Origin of the sequence: Clostridium sp. AM27-28 (assembly GCF_003480955.1) — a bacterium.
GTDB classification, from domain to species: domain Bacteria; phylum Bacillota; class Clostridia; order Lachnospirales; family Lachnospiraceae; genus Otoolea; species Otoolea fessa.
Window position 1 is genome coordinate 2,501 of sequence record NZ_QUJT01000001.1, and the last position, 22,504, is coordinate 25,004.

Sequence of the window (22,504 nt, forward strand, 5' to 3'; positions counted from 1 at the left end):
TTGATTCCGTCCTTCCTTTTATCCGCCAGACCGCTGGTCCCCGCACAATTATTATTCCCATCTTAAATATATATGGAACCGGTGCCAGGATGCAGAAAGAATTACCGGATTGTACCGTTCTGGATGGATGCATCTATGTTTCTGCATCCTTAGAACATCCCGGTGTTCTGGTTCAGCACGGTCCTATCTTAAGGGTTGTCTTCGGTCCCAGGGATCCTTCCTATATTTCTCCGATTTTATCAGCCATTCAATCGGATCTTTGCGAAAGCGGTATCGATGGAGTTTTATCCACCCATATCCAAAGGGATGCTTTGGAGAAATTTTCCTATGTCTCCCCTATCGGAGCTTCCGGAGTCTACCTTCATGCCGTGGCCGGAGATTTTCAAAAGGAAGGACCTACCCGTGAATTATTTAAATCCATGATTCGTGAAATCAGCGCTCTGGCTGCTGCCATGGGATATCCCTTTGAAAAAGACTATGTAAAAATAAATCTGGAGATTCTTTCCAACTTATCTGCCGATGCCACCACTTCCATGCAGCGTGACATAATGGAAGGAAAACCATCGGAACTGGACGGACTTGTCATGGAGCCACTCCGACTTGCAAAAAAATATTCTGTCTCTATGCCCTGTTATGAGGAGGTAGCAAACGTATTATGTCCATTGGAATTTTAGTTGGTAAAATTGCGGCATTATTTATCATCATGTTTTTAGGCTTTGTTTTGGTAAAGACTGGCATTTGCCGCTCAGATGACAGCCGCATTCTTTCACGCCTGTCTGTCTATATCGTAGTCCCCTGTTCGATTTTATCTGCTTTTCAGGTCAGCTGCAGCCCTTCCATCCTAAATGGGCTTCTTTTGGCGGTGGCTGCTGCTGTATTGATCCATCTCATCCTGATTGTCCTTTTTTACTTTATAGGACCTCTTCTTCATCTTAACGGAGTTGAAAAAGCCTCTATCATCTACTCTAATGCAGGAAATCTTGTTATACCGCTTGTTTCCTCTATTCTAGGACCAGACTGGGTTATTTATTCCAGCGCCTACGTCTCTGTACAGCTTTTTCTTCTCTGGAGTCATGGCAAAATGATGATCTGTGAAGAAAAGAAGCCTGATTTTAAAAAAATCATAACAAATACAAATATGATTGCCATTTTATTCGGTATTTTTCTATTCTTGGCACAGATTTCACTTCCCGATCCAGTGGACAGCGCTGTCCACTCCCTGGGAAGCATGATTGGTCCTTTGGCCATGCTGATCTCAGGAATGCTGATTGCCGGAACCACGCCCCAGGAAATTCTGGCTTTTCCCCATATTGGACTTGTCACGATTCTGCGACTCATCGGTGTACCGCTTTTGACAATTTTACTTCTTAAATTCAGCAGCCTTGCTTCTTTTGCTGAGAATGGTTCACAAATTCTGCTTGTCATCCTGTTAGCCACAATCACCCCATCCGCCTCCACAATCACGCAGATGGCCCAGGTATATGGAAAAGATGCCCGCTATGCTGGTGCCATTAACGTAATTACCACTCTGCTTTGTATGATAACCATGCCAATCATGGTTTATCTCTATCAATTATAACTTTATTCTTCACGACAAAAGAGAGGTTATTTGCAAAACAGCCAATAACCTCTCTTCATAAAACTCAAAAATGCATCTGCATTCTTGCTGCGGGATGGGAGTCATCCCACATCTGATATCTTATTATCCTATCTCTGATATTCCTTTACTGCGGTCTCGTAAAGATTGTTTCCTTCGGAATCAATTACCACAATCATAGGCATATTTTCTACCGTCAATTTTCGGATCGCCTCTGTTCCCAGATCATCGTATGCAATCACTTCCGATTCCTTAATGCACTTTGAAAGAATTGCTCCGGCTCCGCCCACTGCCGCAAAATAAACGGCACCATTGCGAACGATGGCATCGATGACTGCCTGGCTTCTCTTTCCTTTTCCGATCATGGCTCCCATGCCGAGATCCAGAAGTCTTGGAGTATATTTATCCATACGGCTGGCTGTGGTCGGACCTGCAGAACCAATCGGACGGCCCTCTCTGGCCGGTGACGGTCCCATATAATAAATTACATTATCTTTCAGATCAAGGGGAAGTTCTCTTCCTTCATCCAGCGTCTCTATCATGCGCTTATGAGCTGCATCACGTGCCGTATAGATGGTTCCGCTTATATATACATAATCACCTGCATGCAGGCTTTTTAATGTCTCCCTGTCAATTGGAGCTGTGATTGTTTTATCCATATTTTCCTCCAAATCTATCTTATGTACTCTCGGTATCTTTTTGTGCAGGAAAAACTCCGAGAGTACATTCTTTATACTATCAAATGATGTTTGGGTCACAAGAGATTTTTCCCCTTTTGATACCGGATTGCTATGTGCTTCGCACTTCCGCAATCCTAAAAATATTCATCAAATCACTCTGTGCGCATGACGATTTACATGACAGCAGATATTGATGCCTACCGGCAGCCCTGCAATATGGGTCGGGTAGGTTTCAATATTGACAGCCAGGGCGGTTGTCCGTCCGCCTAATCCGCCAGGACCGATCCCAAGGTTATTGATCGTTTCAAGCATTTCTTTTTCCAGATCACGCACATACTCAACCGGTGATTCCTCTTCCAGATTTCTGGTCAGCGCGTGCTTCGCCATCTCTGCACACTTTTCAAAGGTTCCACCGATTCCAACGCCTACTACCATCGGAGGACAGGCATTCGGTCCCGCATCCCGCACCGCTGTCAGAATAGCATCCTTGACTCCTTCAATTCCATCTGCCGGTTTCAGCATGAACACACGGCTCATATTTTCACTTCCAAATCCCTTCGGAGCCACCGTGATCTCTACCTGCTCACCCTCTACGATCTCATAATGAATGATAGCCGGTGTATTATCCTTCGTATTCTCACGGTAAATCGGATCCTTAACCACGGATTTACGGAGATATCCGTCTACATATCCCTGGCGCACGCCCTCATTGATAGCATCAGTCAGAGAACCGCCGATCAGATGTACATCCTGTCCTACCTTGATAAACACAACTGCCATTCCGGTATCCTGGCAGATCGGAATCATCTCCTCACCAGCGATACATAAGTTTTCTTCCAGCTGGCCTAAAATCTGACGTCCCAATGGAGATTCTTCACTCGCTGCCGCCTCATCAAACACCTTTTTCATATCCGGTGACAGAAAATGGTTGGCCTCAATGCACATTTCTTTGATATTCTGTGTAATGGTTTCAACATTGATTCTTCTCATTTGAAAACTACCCTTCTTCCATGAAATTTTTATCTGCCCCTGCTGACAGAACCGCATCTCTTAATCATTAATGACTCTTATATCATCATAATAGAAATTAAATAATCTTGCAATCATTTCTGAATAGATGTAATAAAAATACCCCCTGAATAGATTTTGATCTCATGCGCAGTGATTCTGATAGGAATATGCCAGCTTTGCTGACCAGAATCACGCGCCAAGTCTCACGGACGTTCGACTTGAATTTATCTCTATCTATTCAGGAGGTATTATATTGTTACAGTTCAGCCATGACATCTTCTTGTTTCCATATTCATTCAAACCAGCGCATGGCTGAACTGTAACATCATATTATCTTGAAATTTCTCTTGTCACGTGTTTTAACCACTCTTTTTCTTCGTCATTCATATACGGAGAAATGGTTTCGTATACGTCTTTATGGTATGTATTTAAGCGCTCGATATCCGCGTCGTCCATGAAACGTGTATCCAGTGCCTCTAAGTCAATCGGCGCCTTGGTCAGGAATTCGAACTTCAGGAACTGTCCGTACTCATTCTTCTCATCCTCGACACATAAGATCAGATTCTCTGTTCTGGTTCCGAAATCGCCTGCAAAGTACAGACCCGGCTCATCAGAGCAGATCATGCCCGGCTCGATCACAGCGCTGTCCTGACGCTCCGGAACAACCTTCCAGCGCAGTCCGTTCGGTCTCTCATGTACGTTAGAAAGATATCCAACACCATGTCCGGTACCATGTGCAAAATCAAGACCACGTTTCCAGAATGCTTCACGGATGGTGTAGTCTAAGTTAATTCCCCGGCAGCCGTGAAGGAACTTCATGGTTGATACCTTCAGCATAGCGGCTGCTACGATTGTGTAGTACTCTTTTTCCTTCTCGGTCAGAGGTCCTAATGCATAGGTTCTTGTGATATCAGTAGTTCCCTCTAAATACTGTCCGCCGGAATCTACCAGCAGAAGACCTTCTGGTTTTAATTTCTTGCATACCTCATCGCTTGGATGATAATGGCACATCGCTGCATTTTCCTTGTAAGCTGCAATGGTTACGAAACTTGGCTCGATATAGTTGCCCTGCTCGGCTCGCAGTTCTTCAATTTTATGAGCCGCTGTCATCTCTGTCATATCGCAGGTTCCGATGGTATGCTTCAGCCAGTACATAAACTTGGTAACAGCTATACCATCTTTTAAATGGGCCTTACGCATATTTTCGATCTCGGTCGCATTCTTAACAGCCTTCATGGTAGCACAAGGATTCATCTCATCTATGATACGGCAGGAAGCATCAATGCTCTCGCATACAGCAAAGCTTGCTTTCTTGCGTTCCAGAAGAATCTTCTCATTCTTCAGGGCTGCCACATCCTGTAAGAATTCCGCATACTCTTTTACCTGAACCTTTGCCTCAGCTAAAGCCGCACAAACCTCTTTTTCCATCTTAGTATCTTCTTTGATAGCTTCTTTCTGTACGTATAAATAGGCTTCATCCTGTGTAATAAGTGCATAGGACAGAAATACCGGGTTATTTACAATATCGTTTCCACGGAGATTGAATAACCATGCGATTTCATCCAGGGCCGTCATCAGATGAATCTGTGCTTTATTTTTCTTCATGGCATCACGAAGATCTGAAAGTTTCTCTACGGTGCTCTTTCCGGCATATTTTACATCCAAGCTCCAGATAGGCTCGCAGGACATAGCCGGACGGGAAGTCCAGATCTCACCTACCAGATCCTTGCTGCAGTTGATTGTTACATTTTTTTCCTGCAGTAAGTTCTGAAGACCATAACCCAGCTCAGAGTTTACAACACGGCCGTCAAATCCAAGGCATCCATCAACCGGAAGCTCCTCCTCTAAAAACTCGTCCAGAGTCGGGAATTCAGGTTCACCCATGCGGTATAATTTGATCTCACTGCCTGAAAGCTGCTCTTCTGCCTGTACAAAGTATCTTCCGTCTGTCCAGAGTCCGGCTTTGTCCATAGTGATAACAGCCGTTCCAGCGGTTCCGTTGAAACCGGTCAGGAAGTGACGGCATTTAAAGAATTCGCCTACATACTCAGATTCATGAAAATCCGCAGTCGGAACCAGGTATGCATCGATTCCCAGTTCTTTCATGCGATCTCTTAATTGTCCAATTTTTATATTTGTCTGGTTCATTATTTCCTCCTTCATGCGATTTTTTTGAAAAAATATGTACTCCTGGAATGTCTATGCATTCCGCATAAAACATTCCCAGAGTACATCTTATTCTAGTTATTTAAATTATCGTAACAATTCAGCCCCATTAGCCAAGAAACATTCCAACGCCCGGTCCTAACGGAAGGTTAAGTACGATCCATAATACTAACAGGATACTCCATCCAATCAGGAAGCAGATACTGTACGGAAGCATGGTGGAAACCAGGGTTCCGATACCAGCCTCTTTATCGTATTTCTTCATGAATACGATAATCATTGCGAAATAGGACATCATCGGAGTGATAACGTTTGTACAGGAGTCACCGATACGGTAAGCAACCTGAGCGAACTCCGGTGTGTAACCTAACAGCATGAACATCGGTACGAATACCGGAGCGATCAGAGCCCATTTTGCAGATGCAGAACCCATGAACAGGTTGATGAATGCTGCAAAAAGAACGAATAAGATCATGGTCGGGATAGTTCCAATACCAGAGTTTCTAAAAAACTCAGCTCCCTTTAATGCAAGGATCGTTCCTAATTTGGTATAACCAAAGAAGTTAATAAACTGTGCTGCCACAAAGGTCAGAGCGATGTAGGAGCTCATGGTTCCCATGGCACGTCCCATAGCGTTGCAGACATCCTTCTCTCCGTGGTATACACCAGTCATATGACCATATACAACAGACGGTACGAAGAAAAGTACAGTGATAATCGGGATGATGCCCTCCATAAACGGGGAGTTTCCTAACAGTGTTCCGTCCTCAGCTCTCATAACAGAGTTAGCCGGGAGACAGAAAGCTACCAGAACCAGAATCATAACCAGTAAGGTTAAACCAGCTACTTTCAGAGCCGTTCTTTCCTGGTCATTTAATTTATACTCAGAGCTTGTTTCATTCTCTTCCCCATTGCCGTGATACTCACCAAAACGCGGTGCAACGACTTTCTCAGTGATGATAGTACCTAAGATTGTGATCAGGAAGGTAGACACCATCATGAAGTACCAGTTTCCGGTCGGCTCAACTACATAAGTCGGGTCTACCATCTTTACAGCCTCGTTGGTAATACCGCAAAGAAGCGGATCCAGAGTACCGATTAATAAGTTTGCAGAGAAACCACCGGATACACCTGCAAATGCTGCTGCCATACCAACTACCGGATGACGATTGTATGCCATAAACATCAGTGCAGCAATCGGAATCAGAACGATGTATCCAACTGCGTCAGCCAGGTTGGACATAACGCCCAAGAATACGATCATCGGAGTGATTAACTTAGCCGGAGTAACCTCTACAGCAGACTTTAATGCGCCTCCGATTAAACCACTGTCCTCCAGAAGTCCGATACCAAACATAGCTACCAGGACAACTCCCAAAGGAGCGAATCCTGTAAAGTTAGTGATTGCATGTGTCAGCATGTACACAAGCCCCTCACCATTCAAAAGGCTGACAGCCTGAACCGTCTGAGTCTCTACGACTCCCTTAGAACGGTTAACCAGTTCACCTGTTGCCGAAACTCCAGCCATCTCACAGACAGCAGAAAGAACGATAACAAAGAGAACTAAAATTGCAAAAATAGAAATCGGATGCGGAAGTTTATTTCCGACTTTCTCAATTCCGTTCAGCCAGCGGTTTAATAACGAAGGCTTATCTTTTGCTTGTTCGTTTGCTTTTCCCATTTTTTCCTCCATTCCCAACTTATACGTATAAGTGAATTTTGTATTGTTAGAATATCACAAAAGGATCGGCATTTCAATTATTTTTTTAGCAATATTAAATTATTGTGTATTTTAGTGAATTTCTATAGACATTTTTAGAGAAATTTAATAAACTGTAAAAGTGTTATAAGGAGTCTACAAAATTATGAAAAAAAATGTTACTGCAAAAGACATCGCAAAACTCTGCGGAGTCTCTCAGGCGACTGTATCTTATGTGATCAATAATCGCCAGAATCAGAAGATCAGTGAGGAAACCAGACGCAAGGTTTTAGATGCCGTTGAAACACTTCACTACTATCCCAATGCTTCCGCCAAAAGCATGCGGACCAAAAACTGCACGTCCATCGGAATTGTATGTGCAAAGGATTACAGCCGCCAGGCTTTCTTAAATGCTTTTACCGGAATCAGCCAGTACCTGTCCCAGATCGACTATACCATCACGATTTTCAATGAAATGGATGATATAGATTCTTCTCCGGATTATGTCAAAAGCTATTATTCCAACGTGATCGATGGACTCATTTTTATTTCCAACGATGATCACGCTGCTTTTACAAAACCGGCCGATGAAAATCATATTCCCTATGTGGTTATCTGTATGGACGGGGTTTTCTCAAAAAAAACGCCGTTCCCCCATGCATTTGAATATGCCCTGCAGGAATGTGCCTCCTTCTGTCTGGAAAAGGAAATCCGCGAAGTGCGGTATTTTTCCATCAGCAATGACGGTCTTTTAGTTAATAATAAATATCCGCTTTTTGAATCCCTGCTTCGCCGGACGGCACCGAACTGCCATCTGGAGCACGTGATCTGCCCTATCAAGGATCGTGATCTGATTCATCTGCAGCAATTTTTAGCTAAATACATGGAAAACCGCAGTTTTGATCTTGCCATTTCTCAAAACTACGACATTGGACTGCTGCTGCAGCGTGAAATATTAAAAACAGGCTTTTCCATCCCTCAGAGAATTCGCCATATCTTCCTGAACGAGGTGAATTTCTATGAAATGGACTATCCTTCTATCAGCGGCATTGATATTCCCTACGATCAAATGGGCGAGTATGCTGCCAAACTTCTTCTTGCTATGATCGAAAACCGTGAATCTGAATTTACCTACCAGGAATTCAGGTGCCGACTCATTCAGAGAGAAACGACGCTGTGACGCTGTTAAAATACTGCGCCTTATAAAGATCAAAAAGAGAACACCCGCTAATTCCAGTTTATGAATTGCCGGATGTTCTCTTTTTTATGATTTTCTTTTCAAGGATCAAGGATATCTGATCTTTTTTACTTTTTATTCGTTACAGTTCAGCCATGACATCTTCTTGTTTCCATATTCATGAAAACAAGAAGCATGGTGGGTCCACCATATGCTGATTTGGATGAAAAAGTGCTTATGCAAGCAAGCTTGCAACACACTTTCTCATTCAAACCAGCGCATGGCTGAACTGTAACTTTTATTCTTCCGTATTCTCAGATTCGGTTTCTTCTCCGTCCTGTTCCTCCAGAAATTCGTCTTCTTCATCCTCATCCTTGTCGCTCTCCCGCACCTTGGCGATGCTTGCAACTGCTATGCCGGATTCAGCATCAATACTCATCAGCTTCACACCGGAGGTGTTGCGTCCGATAATCGAGATGTCGCTGACTGCCATCTTGATGATGATGCCTTCATTGGTAATCAGCATGATCTTGCGCTCATTATCTACCAGCTTTGCACCCACCAAATCACCGGTTTTGTCGATGATCTTATAGCAGCGCACGCCCTTGCCGCCTCGGTTCTGGGCTGTAAATTCATCAATCGGAGTGCGTTTTCCATAACCATTTTCCGATACTACCAGCAGGCATTCTCCCTGGCTGGCCATCTGCATACCGATGACTTCATCGCCTTCATCAAACTTCATGCCGATAACCCCCATGGAAACACGGCCTGTCACGCGGACATCGGTCTCATGGAATCGGATACACATACCTTTCTTTGTGATCAGGAAAATATCTTCGGTATTATCGGTAGCCTTAACTTCGATCAATTCATCGTCATCACGAAGTACAATCGCCTGAAGACCGTTCTTGCGGACATTGCTGTATTCCTTCATCGGAGTCTTCTTAACCATACCATTGCGGGTTGCCATGAAGAGATATTTCTCATCATCGATCTCCTTCATAGGAACGATGGATGTGATCTTCTCGCCTGGCATCAGCGGAAGCAGATTCACGATGGCAGTACCTCTGGCAGTGCGTCCTGCCTCCGGAATCTCGTATCCCTTCAGACGGTATACGCGTCCCTTGTTGGTAAAGAACATCACATAATGATGGGTTGTGGTCATCAGCAGATCTTCGATATAATCTTCCTCAATAGTCTGCATGCCCTTGATTCCCTTGCCTCCGCGGTTCTGGCTCTTGAAATTATCGCTGGACATTCTCTTAATATAGCCAAAATTGGTCATGGTCACAACGATATCGTCATCCGGGATCAAATCCTCCGCAGACATATCGTATTCATCATATCCGATGGCGGTACGGCGGTCATCTCCGTATTTATCAGCGATGAGGGAGATCTCCTCCTTGATAACACACAGAAGTTTCTTCTCATCTGCCAGAATCGCTTTCAACTCTGCAATCTTTGCCTCCAGCTCTTTATATTCATTTTCCAGTTTCTCGCGTTCCAGACCGGTCAGAGCACGCAGACGCATATCTACGATGGCCTGTGCCTGTGCATCCGAAAGATCAAAACGCTCCATTAACTGAGCTTTCGCCGCCTGAACATTGGCAGAACCGCGGATGATCTTAATAACCTCATCGATATGATCCAGTGCCTTTAAAAGACCTTCCAAAATATGGGCTCTCTCTTCTGCCTTGTTCAGATCATATTTGGTTCTTCTGGTTACCACATCCTCCTGGTGCTTTAAGTAATATTCCAGGATCTGCTGCAGATTTAAGATACGCGGCTCATTATTAACCAGCGCCAGCATAATCACACCAAAGGTGTCCTGCAGCTGTGTATGCTTCAGCAGACGGTTCATGATGACATTGGCATTCACATCACGGCGCAGTTCAATGCAGATCCGAAGTCCCTCACGGTTGGATTCATCACGCAGATCCGTGATTCCATCAAGCTTTTTATCCTTTACAAGCTCTGCGATCTTTTCGATCAAACGAGCCTTATTCACTGCATAAGGAAGCTCTGTCACGATGATACGGCTCTTGCCATTTGCCATGGCCTCGATATTGTATACAGCCCGTACACGGATCTTGCCGCGTCCGGTTCTGTACGCTTCTTCGATGCCTGCTTTTCCAAGGATGGTTGCTCCTGTCGGGAAATCAGGTCCCTTTACGATCTCCATCAGTTCTTCGATGGTAGTCGGGCGGTCTTCCTCCACCCGGTTGTCTATGATCTTGACAACGGCAGCAATTACCTCACGCAGGTTGTGAGGCGGAATATTCGTTGCCATACCAACGGCGATACCGGTGCCGCCATTTACCAGAATATTGGGAAAACGAGCCGGAAGAACCGTCGGTTCTTTCTCAGTCTCATCAAAGTTCGGCATAAAATCAACGGTATTCTTGCCGATATCTGCCAGCATCTCCATGGAAATACGGCTCAGTCTCGCCTCGGTATATCGCATCGCTGCGGCACCATCACCGTCCATGGAACCGAAGTTTCCATGTCCATCTACAAGCGGGTAACGGGTAGCCCATTTCTGAGCCATATTAACCAATGCGCCGTAAATGGAGCTGTCGCCGTGCGGGTGGTATTTACCCATTGTATCACCGACGATACGGGCTGACTTACGGTGGGGCTTATCCGGCCCGTTATTCAGCTCGACCATGGAATACAGAACACGTCTCTGTACCGGCTTTAAGCCATCCCGCACATCCGGAAGTGCACGGGCAGCAATAACGCTCATCGCATAATCGATGTAAGACGTTTCCATTGTCTTTTTCAGATCAATGTCATGAATTTTGTCAAATATATTTGGTTCCATCTATACTCCTTTCGTCCTCAAAAGGATTTAAGTGACTTAAATTTAATTAAATATCCAGGTTCTTTACGTACTTCGCATTTGCCTCGATAAACTCACGGCGCGGCTCAACCTGATCCCCCATCAGGGTAGCAAATGTCAGATCAACCTCCGAAGCAGTCTCACTGTCGATCTGGACACGGAGAAGAATTCGGCGCTCCGGATCCATAGTCGTCTCCCAAAGCTGTTCCGCGTCCATCTCACCCAGACCTTTATAACGCTGGATCTTATTGTTGTTGTCACGCCCAATCTCAGTCAGAATCGAATTCAGCTCATCATCGCTGTATGCATACCAGACACGCTTATTCTTCTCGATCTTATAAAGCGGCGGCTGTGCCAGATATACATGTCCTTCCCGGATCAAATCCGGCATAAAACGATACAGGAACGTCAGAAGCAGGGTACTGATATGTGCACCATCCACATCGGCATCGGTCATGATAATGATCTTGTTGTAACGAAGTTTTGAAATATCAAAATCTTCATGAATACCGGTACCAAATGCCGTGATCATCGCACGGATCTCCGCATTGCCGTAAATTCGATCAAGTCTTGCTTTTTCTACGTTTAAGATCTTGCCTCGAAGAGGCAGGATAGCCTGATTGGATTTATTTCTCGCCTCTTTGGCGGAACCGCCCGCGGAATCTCCCTCTACGATGTAGATCTCGCAGTTTTCCGGATTCTTATCGGAACAGTCGGCTAACTTTCCTGGAAGCGCCATGCCATCGAGCGCTGATTTACGTCTCGTCATCTCGCGGGCCTTGCGGGCTGCGTCGCGGGCTCTCTTGGCAAGAATCGATTTCTCACAGATGATCTTGGCAACCGCCGGATTCTGCTCTAAGAAATACGTCAGCTGCTCGCTCACGATCGCATCAACCGCCGCGCGGGCCTCGCTGTTGCCGAGTTTCTGCTTCGTCTGTCCCTCAAACTGAGGCTCCTCGATCTTGACGCTGATGATGGCTGTAATGCCCTCGCGGATATCCTCGCCGCTGAGCGCCGGTTCATTTTCCTTGAGAAGCTTATTTTTCTTTGCATAATCGTTAAAAGTCTTCGTCAGCGCGCTCTTGAAACCAGCCAGATGCGTACCGCCCTCCGGGGTATTGATATTGTTGACGAATGTGTAGATATTTTCCGTGTAGGAATCGTTATGCTGCATCGCCACCTCGACAAATACCTTGTCCTTGATGCCCTCGCAGTAAATAACCGGCTCATAGAGCTTCTCATTGCTCCGGTTCAAGTAGGTGACAAATTCCTTGATACCGCCCTCGTAATGGAAAGTCTTCTCATGCTTTACCTCGCGGTCATCACGCAGCGTGATCCGGAGGTTTTTCGTCAGGAATGCCGTCTCACGCAGGCGTACTTTTAACGTATCATAGTCGTAGACCGTTTCCTCGAAAATCTCCTTATCCGGCAGGAATACAACCCGTGTGCCGTGCTTATCCGGAGCACACTCACCGACTACTTTCAGCGGATACATGGTTTTGCCCCGCTCATAGCGCTGCTTATATACCTTTCCATCCCGGCAGATCTCAACCTCCAGCCACTCGGAAAGAGCGTTTACAACCGATGCACCTACACCGTGAAGTCCGCCTGATACCTTATATCCGCCACCGCCGAATTTACCGCCTGCATGCAGGATCGTAAATACAACCTCAACGGCCGGAAGTCCGGCTTTTTTCTGAATATCAACCGGAATGCCACGACCGTCATCCTGTACCGTGATGGAATTGTCCGCATTGATCTGCACCTCGATGTGACTGCAGAATCCGGCTAATGCCTCATCTACGGAGTTGTCAACTATCTCATACACCAGGTGATGGAGGCCTCTTACAGATGTGCTGCCTATATACATACCAGGACGCTTTCTGACCGCCTCCAATCCCTCCAATATCTGTATTTGATCTGCACTGTATTCTGAACCCATAGTTCCTCCTTCACTTGCTGTTTTATGTCTGACTAGTTGTCTTGTTTGGACGTTCACAGGTGACCGTCCCGCTCACGACCCGAAAGGTCTTATCTATCTGGAAGCTGTGGCTGATAAAATCATCCAAGCCTGTACAGGTAATGATCGTCTGTATATGACGGATGCTGGCGAGCAGATGATCCTGCCGTTTCCCATCTAACTCCGACAAAACATCGTCGAGAAGCAGAATCGGATACTCCTTTTTGATCTTTTTAACCAGCTCAATCTCCGCCAGTTTGAGCGATAATGCCGCCGTCCTCTGCTGTCCCTGTGAACCGAAGCGCCGGATGTCAATTCCGTTGACATAGAAACTTAAGTCATCCCGGTGTGGTCCGACCAGCGTCGTCTTCTGCTTCCGGTCCGCCTCGCGGCTCTTTTTGACTGCCGCTTCCAACTGATCTGCCTCCGTGTTCGGCTCATACTGGATGACGAGTTCTTCCTTTCCACCCGACAATTTCTGATGGATCGGACGGATCAATTCGTTTAATTCACCGATAAATTCCCGCCGGTACTGGCTCACCTCCCGCCCATAGGAAGCAAGCTGCATATCCCATATATCCAGCATCTCCTCGTACTCGGGATGGAAAAACAGCTCCTTTAAGAGCTTATTTCTCTGTATCACCACCCGGTTGTACTGCACCAGCGAATGTACGTAGAGCCGGTTTAACTGGCATAATTCCAGATCAATAAAACGGCGCCGATCCGCCGGTCCGTTCTTAATGAGATTCAGATCTTCCGGCGAAAAAAACACCACGTTAACAATGCCGAAAAGCTCGCTCGCCCGCCGGATCGGGATCCCGTTGACCGCCACGCCCTTCGTCTTATTTTTCTTTAGATGCATGTCAATCCGGTACGGCACATCGTCCTTGCGAAGCTGCATCTTGATGTGGGACTCGTCCTCTCCGAATTCGATGATCTCCCTGTCCTTGCTGCCGCGGTGGGACTTGGTCGTCGCACACACGTAGACCGCTTCAAGAATATTGGTTTTACCCTGCGCGTTGTCCCCGTAGAGAACATTCGTCCCCGGATCAAAATCCATATGTAATTCCCCGTAATTGCGGTAATTTTTGAGTTCGATCGATTCGATAAACATGAAACCATCCTTTATTTGGTGATTGTTACGGTCTCTCCGTCATACTCGACTTTGTCCCCGTCGTAAAGCTTCTTGCCGCGCTGCATCTCCACCGCGCCATTGACCTTCACAAGCCCGTCCTGAATCGCAAATTTAGCATCCACGCCGGACTCTACCAGACCGGCTGCCTTAAGCGCCTGACCCAGTTTTATAAATTCATCTCTCAGTTTTATCTCCATCTTATTTCAGATCCTTTCTGTCACTGTCTGCCTGCACCTGCCATGTCAAAAAATGGCAGGTTAGATCGCTGCCGCATTGAAATTGACCGGCAGGATCAGATAGATGTAAGTCTCCTCCTCGTCCCGGATAAAGCACGGGGATTTCGGATTCATCATGTACAGAGTCACTTCCTCATCATCGATGATTCGCAGCGCATCACCCAAAAACTTCGGGTTGAAGCCGATCATCAGGTCTTTTCCAAACTTGGTAATCGCCAGACGTGCATCCATCGTACCGAAGGCGGAATGCATCTTTAATTCCATTTCTTCATCGGTAAAGTTTAAGATCAAAGGTTTCTTATCATTTTCACGGACGAGAATGCTCGCACGGTCGATCGCATCCATGAAATCACGGCGGTTCAAGGTAACTTTCGTCTCATAATCGGAGGAAAGCATCTGATTGATCCGGAAATACTCGCCCTCAATCAGGCGGGATAACACGATCGTGTCGTCAAATTCAAACATGATGTGGTTGGTGCTGAAGAAAATCTGTACCTCAGAGTCGTTGTCACCGTTTAAGATCTTGCTGATCTCACCTAAAGTCTTGCCAGGAACGATGACTTTTATATCATCGTACTGTTCTTTTAATGCAACTTTGCGGATCGACATGCGATGTCCGTCGAGGGAAACGAGCTTAAGTTCATTGCCGGTGACCTCCATCAGCTCACCGGTCATCATCTTGTTGCTGTCGTTCGGCGAGATCGAGAAGATCGTCTGGCGGATGATCTCTTTTAAGGTAAACTGGGAAAGTGTGATGAATTTATCTCGCTCAATGTGGGGAATATAAGAAAATTCATCGCCGTCCTTGCCCTGAATCTGGAAAATAGCCTTGTCACAGGTGATCGTCGTGTTGTATTTTTCATCCGATTCGATCGTGATCGTAGAATTTTCACCGGAGAGCTTGCGGATAATATCGGAAAAAAGCTTGGCATCAAGAGCGATTTTTCCACGTTCCAGGATCGTTCCTTCGACCTTCGTCTCAATTCCCAGCTCCATATCGTTGCCGGTCAGTTTGATCTCATCCGAAACAGCATCGATTAGGATGCATTCGAGAATCGGCATGGTGGTTTTGGAAGGAACGGCCTTCAGAACAATGTTGATGCCGTTCATTAAATGATCTTTTTCAAATGAAAGCTTCATGTTTGTTGATAACTCCTTTGCTAAAAATAACGTGGAACGGAAAGAAAAGATATATATAAATTCCGTCGCAATCGTAGTAGGGACTGTGAATATGTGGAATTCTCCGGACAGCCCTGAAAATACAGGGGTTCAGACTCCTTTTAAATGGTTAAAAAGGCTGTGTAAAACTGTCCGGAACCGGCTGGATAACTTTTGAATTATCCACAGCCCTGAAATGGAGCAAAATGTGGGAAAAGTTATCCACAGGTTTTCAACCACTTTTCCACGCGAAATTGTGGAAGAAACCTACTGTGGGCTGATCTTTTTCATTAAGATTTCCACTGTATTGCGAAGCGATTCGTTTTTCTCCATATCGGCAGCGATCTTGTCGTGACCGTGGATGATCGTCGTGTGATCCCGACCGCCTAAATATTTGCCGATATTCTGCAGGGAAGTTCCGAGCATCGAACGGCAGATATACATCACGATCTGGCGCGGGAATACGATCTCCTTGTTGCGCTTCTGGGAGGAGATGTCAAGCGGAGTGATACCGAAATGATCAGCAACGACCTGGATGATCAGCTCCGGGGTCACTTCTTTCTCCGCGTTCGGGGAAATGAGATCCTTGAGCGCTTCCTCCGCCAGCTCCGTCGTGATCTCCTTGTTATTTAACTTGGAAAGGGCGACGATCTTGGTGAGGGCGCCCTCGAGCTCACGGATGTTGGACTTGACGTTGGTGGCGATGTACTTGATCACTTCATTATCTATATTGTAGCCCTCGAGTTCCTCTTTTTTGCGGAGGATCGCCATACGGGTTTCATAATCCGGCGACTGGATATCGACGGTCAAGCCCCATTCGAAACGGGAACGAAGCCGTTCTTCCAGCGTCTCGATCTCTTTCGGCGGCTTATCTGAGGAGATAATGATCTGTTTTTTCGCTTCATAGAGTGCGTTGAAGGTATGGAAAAATTCTTCCTGTGTCGATTCCTTACCGATAATAAACTGGATATCATCGATGAGGAGGACGTCGTTGTTTCTGTATTTTTCACGGAACTCCGTGGTGGAAATATTGTTTTTGTTCCGGATCGCATCGATCAGTTCGTTCGTAAACTTCTCACTTGTAACGTAGAGAACCTTCGCTTTTGGATTGTTTTTTAAGATAAAATGTCCGATCGAGTGCATAAGATGCGTTTTTCCCAGACCTACACCCCCGTAAATGAAGAGAGGGTTGTAGATCTCACCCGGAGATTCTGCCACGGCGAGGGAAGCGGCGTGCGCTAAGTTATTGTTCGCGCCGACGACGAAGGTGTCGAATGTGTAGCGCGGATTTAAGTTCGCATCCTGGATGAGCTGGCGGCTGACCTCGGACGGGCGGTTGATCAGATGGCTTTTGTCCGTCTCTTTTTGCGGCTCATCGACCTGTTCGATGGTGACAAAATCGACCTCACACTCGATTCCGGTTAGTTCTTCGATGGTAATCTGGATCAAAAGTCCGTATTTTTTTTTGATATAGCCGAGAAACTGCACATCCGGAACCAGGATCTGAAGGGTGCCGTCTTTCATGGAATAAGGCTGCGTCGGAAGCAGCCATGTTTTGAAAGAAACGTCCGTCAGTTCGTGTTCTTCTTTAATATGGAGGAGAATTTCATCCCATTTTTCCTTAATTTTCTCTATCATACTGTGTCTCCTAAACGTAAAAAGCAGCCAAAACTGCAAAATAACCCAATCTAAGTTCTATTCTACATGATTTGTCCACATTTTTCAATAAAAACCCGCAATGTGAATAAGTGAAATTCAGTTATCCACGTGGAAAAAACGCCGAAAAATAAGGCTTTTTGGTGAATGGGTGTGAACAATCAGAAGCTTATCCAGATCGTAGTCCACGGCTTTTCCACAAGTTATCCCCAAAATGTGGATAAGTGGAGGATAAGCTGTGAATAGGTGGCGGGAATGCTGATAAAATAAGGATTTTTTTATCCACAAAATGGAAACGTCCCGGTGTGTATACTGTATACAATAAGGTGCCTCGACAGCAATCGACGATCGATCTGTGGGGACGCAGGATCGAAATGGTGGAAAAACCACAGAAATTCCTTGTTCTATGGGGATTAAAAAGATCAAAATAGTGGTTGACGAATGCGGAATTCTTCTATATAATGGAGAAGATGTTTAATTACAATAGTCTAACTATGTTGAGAAGAATGCGGATTTCGGCGTGAGCCGGAGGAAGCGTGGATTTCTCTTACTATATTATGGATGAGGAGGTGTATGCAGACATGAAGATGACATTTCAGCCGAAGAAAAGACAGAGAGCAAAAGTTCATGGATTCCGTGCGAGAATGAGCAGCGCAGGTGGAAGAAAAGTTCTGGCTGCCAGAAGAGCAAAAGGTAGAGCAAAATTATCTGCTTAATGAACGAGGCCGCAATCGAGTTATAGATTGTGGCCTTTCTTAATATTCATAGAAAAAGTTCTATGAATATTAAGAAAAGCTCTGCGATGCACACTCGCTGCAGGGGAAAATGATTGCTAATGCAATCGCACCTCGGTGCGTGAATCCGGCGAGCCGGATTCTATTTTATATTATTTATCATTGGTGATTTTAATGAAGCGTTTTAATTCAATTAAGAAGAACAGCGAATTTCAAAAGGTTTACAAGACAGGGAAATCCTATGCCAATAAGCTTCTGGTTATGTACGTGAAGCGGGTGGATGACGGGAAGGAGCCTCGGATCGGTATCTCCGTCAGCAAAAAGGTTGGAAACAGCGTGGTCCGCCATCACGTGACAAGGTTGGTACGGGAGAGCTATCGGTTAAATAAGGACAGAGTCAGACTCGGATTAGACATCGTAGTCGTTGCCAGACCGGCAGCGAAAGAAGCAGACTTCAAAAAAATTGAGAGTGCATACCTGCACTTATGCGGACTGCATAACATTCTGGAGAATCGAAGTGAGAATATTGATTAAGAAGATCTTGATAAAGATGATTCGGGGATATCAGCTCTATATTTCCCCTATGACAGGACCTCACTGCAAGTACACGCCGACGTGCTCGGAGTACGCCATCCAGGCACTTAAAAAGTACGGCGCTGTAAAAGGTATGATTTTGGCATGTAAGCGGATTCTTCGCTGTAATCCATTTGCAGAAGGCGGTTATGATCCAGTTCCGTAAAGGATGAGGAGGTAGTTCATTGGACGTTAGCGTTTTAGTTGCGACAAAGGCAGGTTCGATCATGGGACCGATCGCCAGCGTGTTTGGTTATATCATGGACTTTTTATTCCGGATTACCAGCAGCATGGGGATCATGAATATCGGTCTGTGTATCATCCTGTTTACCATTATCACAAAGTTACTGTTATTTCCTCTGACGATCAAACAGCAGGAATCGTCAAAACTTATGTCGCTTATGAACCCTGAAATCAAGGCGGTTCAGAATAGGTATAAGGGAAAAACCGATCAGGCATCGATGGCTAAACAACAGGTCGAGATGCAGGCAGTCTATGAGAAATATGGCTCGAATCCGATGGCAGGATGTCTGCCGATGGCGATTCAGCTTCCGATTATCTTCGCTTTGTACCGGGTTATCTACAACATTCCGGCATACGTACCGTCAGTACGTGTCTTTTTTGACAACGTAGCGAACCCGCTGATGGGGCAGCCGGATTACATCAACAAGATTTCCGAGCTGGCAAGCGGTGTCGGCATGGCGGTGGACAAGGTAGACTACACCGTGGCAAACAAAGTCGTAGATATGTTATATAAGTTGACACCGGCTGGATGGGATACGCTGGAAAGTTTATTCCCGCAGATCTCTTCGACGATCGCAGAAAATGCGAGCAAGATTGAGCAGATGAACTATTTCTTCGGCATCAATCTGGCAACTCCGCCGTTTACCGGTTTTAACCACATCACGATCGCATGGATCATCCCGATCCTTGCGGGTCTGACCCAGTGGCTCTCCACCAAGCTGATTTCCAATTTACAGCAGGTGGATCAGGACGCGCCGGGCGCGAGCATGATGAACAGCATGATGATCACGATGCCGCTGATGTCCGTATTCTTCTGTTTCTCCCTGCCGTCCGCGATCGGTATCTACTGGGTCGTTCAGGGTGCATTCCAGCTCGTTCAGCAGCTGATCGTAAATGCACATATGAACAAGATCGATGTCGATGATCTGATCCGCCGCAACGTGGAGAAGATGAACAAGAAGAGAGCGAGAAAAGGTCTGCCGCCGGCCAATGTCAGCGAGAAGGCAAGCGTGAATTTAAAGGCGCTTCAGGCACGCGAGGATGCGGAAAGCAAGGCGAAAGAGGACAAGATCTCCCGCAATAAAAAGCAGATGGAGGCGTCTGAAGCATTTTACAATTCCGATCCGAAGCCGGGCAGTCTGGCTTCCAAGGCCAAGATGGTGCAGAAGTACAACGATAAGCACGCGAAAAAATAGAAGGAGGGCGCAGGATGGATATGATTACGGTTACCGCTAAGACAGTCGATGAGGCAGTAACAAAGGCACTGATTGAACTGGAAACCACCAGTGATAAATTAGAGTACGAAGTGGTCGAAAAAGGAAGCGCCGGATTTCTGGGGATCGGCGCGAAACCGGCGATCATCCGTGCTAAGAAAAAAGAGACGCTCGAGGATCGTGCGATCGACTTTTTAAGCCAGGTATTTGATGCGATGAACTTAGATGTGAAGATCGCAGCGGCTTTCAATGAGGAAGAGTGCGAGATGAACATTGACCTCTCCGGCGAGGATATGGGTATTTTGATCGGTAAGAGAGGTCAGACCCTGGATTCTCTCCAGTATCTGGTCAGCCTGGTTGTCAACAAGAAGAGCGAGAATTACGTCCGCGTGAAGCTCGATACCGAGAATTACCGCGAGAGACGGAAAGAGACGCTTGAGACACTGGCAAAGAACATTGCTTACAAGGTAAAGAGAACGAAACGCTCCGTATCTTTGGAGCCGATGAACCCGTATGAGAGACGGATCATTCATGCAGCGCTGCAGAATGACAAGTATGTCACCACCCGCAGCGAGGGCGAGGATCCGTTCCGGCATGTGATTATTTCGCTGAAGCGCGAGGGCAGACGCGAGAGAAGTGACGGGTATGGGAGATATGAGAAGTAAATAAGTGTGACGAAGAAGGTCTGGAGGTATCTAGACCTTCTTTTTTGTGGGGGATCGAGCGCGAGAGGTTTATCGTGAAAACATGAAAAAAGAAATAAATATTAGACTAGATTTGTAAATAAAGATGGGAAAATGCTTCCATATGGTATAGAATAAGAAGATAAAAAGCAAGGAAGGATTTATATATATATGGTATATACAGATACAATCGCCGCGATCGCGACGGCGCTTTCGAGTTCGGGGATTGGGATTATCCGGATTAGCGGTTCGGACGCTGTTGCGGTGGCGGAGCGGATGTTTGAACCGGCGGTGGCGGGGAAGAGGCTTTCAGAGCAGAAAACGTATACGATTCATTATGGATATATTCGGGATGGAGAGGAACGGATCGATGAAGTGCTGCTTCTTTTGATGCGCGGTCCGCACAGTTATACGGCGGAGGACACGGTAGAGATTGACTGTCACGGAGGCGTGCTGGTGATGAAGCGGATTCTGGAGCTGGCGGTAAAATGTGGGGCGCGGCTGGCGGAACCAGGCGAATTTACGAAGCGGGCGTTTTTAAATGGCAGAATTGATCTTTCGCAGGCGGAAGCCGTGATCGATGTGATCCAGTCGAAAAATGAGTATGCGCTGCAGTCTTCGGTCAGCCAGTTGAGCGGTTCAATGTCGCGGAAAGTGCGGGAACTCCGCGAAAAACTAATCTATGAGATCGCCTTTATTGAGTCCGCACTTGATGATCCGGAGCATATTTCCCTGGACGGATACCCGGAGCGCCTTCGGGAGACGCTGCAGCCGATTGAGATGGAACTGGAGGCGTCGATCGGGACGTTTGACAACGGGCGTATCATGACGGAGGGGATCAAAACCGTGATCTTAGGTAAGCCGAATGCAGGAAAATCGTCCCTGATGAATGTACTGCTGGGAGAGGAGCGCGCGATTGTGACAGAGATCGCCGGTACGACACGCGATACGCTGGAGGAAAATATCCGTCTGCGCGGGCTTAGCTTAAATTTGATCGATACGGCGGGCATCCGGGAAACGGAGGATATCGTTGAAAAGATTGGCGTGGAACGGGCGAGAAAGATTGCGGATGAGGCAGATTTGATCTTGTATGTGGTCGATGGATCAAGGGAGCTGGATGAAAATGACCGTCAGATCCTCGATTTGATCCGGGGACGGAAGGTGATCGTCCTCTTAAATAAGACAGATCTGGAACCGGTTCTCACAGAAGAAGCGCTTCGCGAAGCGTGCGGGCAGGAAGTGATCCCGGTATCGGCGAAAGAACAGCAGGGAATTGATCGATTGGAGGAAAAAATTCAGACGATGTTCTTGCAGGGAAACCTGAATTTCAACGATCAGGTCATGCTGACAAACGTCCGTCACAAGACGGCGATGGAGCAGGCGCTGAAAAGCCTGCGTCTGGTCGAGACAAGCATCGACAATGCGATGCCGGAGGATTTTTTCTCGATTGATCTGATGGATGCCTATGAACATCTTGGAACGATCCTTGGGGAATCACTGGAAGAGGATCTGGTGAATGAGATTTTCAGCCATTTTTGTATGGGGAAATAGATCAATTTTTTTGCAAGGTTTCTTTCCTTGTGGTATGATAGGGTGGATCTGAAAACAAGAAAGAATATAAGGCGTTTGATCGAATTGAAATGTGCAGCTGCAGTAAAATCGGCTGCGGTTCATGCGCAGTGATTCTGTAAAGAATATGTCAGCTTACGCTGACCAGAATCACGCGCCAAGTCTCACGGA

Annotated in this window: 19 protein-coding genes (1 of these 19 only partly in view); 9 read left to right on the forward strand and 10 right to left on the reverse strand. The window is 46.3% G+C overall.

From position 1 onward, the window contains the following. Both DW720_RS00015 and DW720_RS00020 read left to right on the forward strand, forming a co-directional pair. On the forward strand, positions 1-674 hold the 3' portion of the coding sequence (locus DW720_RS00015; protein ID WP_118743226.1) for a 2-dehydropantoate 2-reductase. The gene continues 259 nt to the left of window position 1, outside the view; 674 of the gene's 933 nt are visible here — the last part of the coding sequence; its start codon lies off the left edge, out of view; the stop codon is at positions 672-674. Next, complete coding sequence (locus DW720_RS00020; protein WP_118749131.1) at positions 656-1,579, forward strand: AEC family transporter; 924 nt, start codon at positions 656-658, stop codon at positions 1,577-1,579. The genes DW720_RS00015 and DW720_RS00020 overlap by 19 nt, the downstream gene beginning before the upstream one ends. A 128-nt stretch (positions 1,580-1,707) precedes the next feature. Here DW720_RS00020 and DW720_RS00025 read toward each other — a convergent pair whose 3' ends face one another. From DW720_RS00025 to DW720_RS00040, 4 genes are all read right to left on the reverse strand, one after another. After that, on the reverse strand, positions 1,708-2,292 hold the full coding sequence (locus DW720_RS00025) for a Fe-S-containing hydro-lyase (protein WP_333489799.1): 585 nt from the start codon (positions 2,290-2,292) through the stop codon (positions 1,708-1,710). 132 nt (positions 2,293-2,424) lie between these two features. Continuing rightward, entirely contained in the window at positions 2,425-3,267 is an 843-nt protein-coding gene (locus DW720_RS00030; protein ID WP_022358414.1) for a fumarate hydratase, read from the reverse strand. Positions 3,268-3,618: 351 nt separating this feature from the next. Then, complete coding sequence (locus DW720_RS00035; protein ID WP_118743224.1) at positions 3,619-5,436, reverse strand: aminopeptidase P family N-terminal domain-containing protein; 1,818 nt, start codon at positions 5,434-5,436, stop codon at positions 3,619-3,621. A gap of 127 nt (positions 5,437-5,563) precedes the next feature. Beyond that, positions 5,564-7,135: an AbgT family transporter gene (locus tag DW720_RS00040; protein ID WP_118743223.1), complete on the reverse strand. Its 1,572-nt coding sequence runs from the start codon at positions 7,133-7,135 to the stop codon at positions 5,564-5,566. A gap of 184 nt (positions 7,136-7,319) precedes the next feature. Here DW720_RS00040 and DW720_RS00045 point away from each other — a divergent pair, with 184 nt between their 5' ends. Continuing rightward, on the forward strand, positions 7,320-8,333 hold the full coding sequence (locus tag DW720_RS00045; RefSeq protein WP_117796768.1) for a LacI family DNA-binding transcriptional regulator: 1,014 nt from the start codon (positions 7,320-7,322) through the stop codon (positions 8,331-8,333). A 295-nt stretch (positions 8,334-8,628) separates the two neighbouring features. Here DW720_RS00045 and gyrA read toward each other — a convergent pair whose 3' ends face one another. The 6 genes from gyrA to dnaA all read right to left on the reverse strand — a co-directional run bounded on the left by gyrA (position 8,629) and on the right by dnaA (position 17,299). Further along, positions 8,629-11,154: a DNA gyrase subunit A gene (gene gyrA / locus DW720_RS00050; protein WP_117796769.1), complete on the reverse strand. Its 2,526-nt coding sequence runs from the start codon at positions 11,152-11,154 to the stop codon at positions 8,629-8,631. A gap of 46 nt (positions 11,155-11,200) precedes the next feature. Then, positions 11,201-13,114 carry a DNA topoisomerase (ATP-hydrolyzing) subunit B gene (gene gyrB / locus DW720_RS00055; protein WP_117796770.1) on the reverse strand — a complete coding sequence of 638 codons (1,914 nt, stop codon included), beginning with the start codon at positions 13,112-13,114 and terminating at the stop codon, positions 11,201-11,203. 22 nt (positions 13,115-13,136) lie between these two features. Further along, entirely contained in the window at positions 13,137-14,246 is a 1,110-nt protein-coding gene (gene recF / locus DW720_RS00060) for a DNA replication/repair protein RecF (protein ID WP_117796771.1), read from the reverse strand. Positions 14,247-14,257: 11 nt separating this feature from the next. Further along, positions 14,258-14,464 carry an RNA-binding S4 domain-containing protein gene (locus DW720_RS00065; protein ID WP_107000960.1) on the reverse strand — a complete coding sequence of 69 codons (207 nt, stop codon included), beginning with the start codon at positions 14,462-14,464 and terminating at the stop codon, positions 14,258-14,260. Between the two features lie 60 nt (positions 14,465-14,524). Continuing rightward, positions 14,525-15,643: a DNA polymerase III subunit beta gene (gene dnaN, locus DW720_RS00070; RefSeq protein WP_118524027.1), complete on the reverse strand. Its 1,119-nt coding sequence runs from the start codon at positions 15,641-15,643 to the stop codon at positions 14,525-14,527. A 285-nt stretch (positions 15,644-15,928) separates the two neighbouring features. Continuing rightward, a complete protein-coding gene (gene dnaA / locus DW720_RS00075) occupies positions 15,929-17,299 on the reverse strand; it encodes a chromosomal replication initiator protein DnaA (RefSeq protein ID WP_022358493.1) in 1,371 nt (456 codons plus the stop codon). Between the two features lie 599 nt (positions 17,300-17,898). On the opposite strand from dnaA, the gene rpmH reads away from it, so the two are divergent. The 6 genes from rpmH (at position 17,899) to mnmE (ending at position 22,315) form a co-directional block, all read left to right on the forward strand. Next, the gene (rpmH, locus tag DW720_RS00080; RefSeq protein WP_087225913.1) at positions 17,899-18,033 is read left to right on the forward strand and encodes a 50S ribosomal protein L34; all 135 of its coding nucleotides are present in this window, start codon (positions 17,899-17,901) and stop codon (positions 18,031-18,033) included. A gap of 192 nt (positions 18,034-18,225) precedes the next feature. After that, positions 18,226-18,585 (forward strand): ribonuclease P protein component, encoded by a 360-nt coding sequence (gene rnpA, locus DW720_RS00085; RefSeq protein ID WP_107000958.1) that lies wholly within the window; start codon positions 18,226-18,228, stop codon positions 18,583-18,585. Further along, positions 18,581-18,790, forward strand: a complete 210-nt coding sequence (gene yidD, locus DW720_RS00090) for a membrane protein insertion efficiency factor YidD (RefSeq protein WP_333489800.1) — start codon at positions 18,581-18,583, stop codon at positions 18,788-18,790. Before rnpA ends, yidD begins: the two co-directional genes overlap by 5 nt. Before the next feature lie 19 nt (positions 18,791-18,809). After that, positions 18,810-20,063: a YidC/Oxa1 family membrane protein insertase gene (locus DW720_RS00095; protein ID WP_347501752.1), complete on the forward strand. Its 1,254-nt coding sequence runs from the start codon at positions 18,810-18,812 to the stop codon at positions 20,061-20,063. 14 nt (positions 20,064-20,077) lie between these two features. Then, positions 20,078-20,746: an RNA-binding cell elongation regulator Jag/EloR gene (gene jag, locus DW720_RS00100; protein WP_107000956.1), complete on the forward strand. Its 669-nt coding sequence runs from the start codon at positions 20,078-20,080 to the stop codon at positions 20,744-20,746. A 189-nt stretch (positions 20,747-20,935) separates the two neighbouring features. Continuing rightward, positions 20,936-22,315 carry a tRNA uridine-5-carboxymethylaminomethyl(34) synthesis GTPase MnmE gene (gene mnmE / locus DW720_RS00105; protein WP_107000955.1) on the forward strand — a complete coding sequence of 460 codons (1,380 nt, stop codon included), beginning with the start codon at positions 20,936-20,938 and terminating at the stop codon, positions 22,313-22,315. Positions 22,316-22,504: the final 189 nt, after the last annotated feature.

Coding starts and splice junctions, on each gene's coding strand:
- DW720_RS00020 (WP_118749131.1), top strand. CDS start 656: ATGTCCATTGGAATTTTAGTTGGTAAAATTGCGGCATTATTTATCATC.
- DW720_RS00030 (WP_022358414.1), bottom strand. CDS start 3,267: ATGAGAAGAATCAATGTTGAAACCATTACACAGAATATCAAAGAAATG.
- DW720_RS00035 (WP_118743224.1), bottom strand. CDS start 5,436: ATGAACCAGACAAATATAAAAATTGGACAATTAAGAGATCGCATGAAA.
- DW720_RS00040 (WP_118743223.1), bottom strand. CDS start 7,135: ATGGGAAAAGCAAACGAACAAGCAAAAGATAAGCCTTCGTTATTAAAC.
- DW720_RS00045 (WP_117796768.1), top strand. CDS start 7,320: ATGAAAAAAAATGTTACTGCAAAAGACATCGCAAAACTCTGCGGAGTC.
- gyrA (WP_117796769.1), bottom strand. CDS start 11,154: ATGGAACCAAATATATTTGACAAAATTCATGACATTGATCTGAAAAAG.
- gyrB (WP_117796770.1), bottom strand. CDS start 13,114: ATGGGTTCAGAATACAGTGCAGATCAAATACAGATATTGGAGGGATTG.
- recF (WP_117796771.1), bottom strand. CDS start 14,246: ATGTTTATCGAATCGATCGAACTCAAAAATTACCGCAATTACGGGGAA.
- DW720_RS00065 (WP_107000960.1), bottom strand. CDS start 14,464: ATGGAGATAAAACTGAGAGATGAATTTATAAAACTGGGTCAGGCGCTT.
- dnaN (WP_118524027.1), bottom strand. CDS start 15,643: ATGAAGCTTTCATTTGAAAAAGATCATTTAATGAACGGCATCAACATT.
- dnaA (WP_022358493.1), bottom strand. CDS start 17,299: ATGATAGAGAAAATTAAGGAAAAATGGGATGAAATTCTCCTCCATATT.
- rpmH (WP_087225913.1), top strand. CDS start 17,899: ATGAAGATGACATTTCAGCCGAAGAAAAGACAGAGAGCAAAAGTTCAT.
- rnpA (WP_107000958.1), top strand. CDS start 18,226: ATGAAGCGTTTTAATTCAATTAAGAAGAACAGCGAATTTCAAAAGGTT.
- jag (WP_107000956.1), top strand. CDS start 20,078: ATGGATATGATTACGGTTACCGCTAAGACAGTCGATGAGGCAGTAACA.
- mnmE (WP_107000955.1), top strand. CDS start 20,936: ATGGTATATACAGATACAATCGCCGCGATCGCGACGGCGCTTTCGAGT.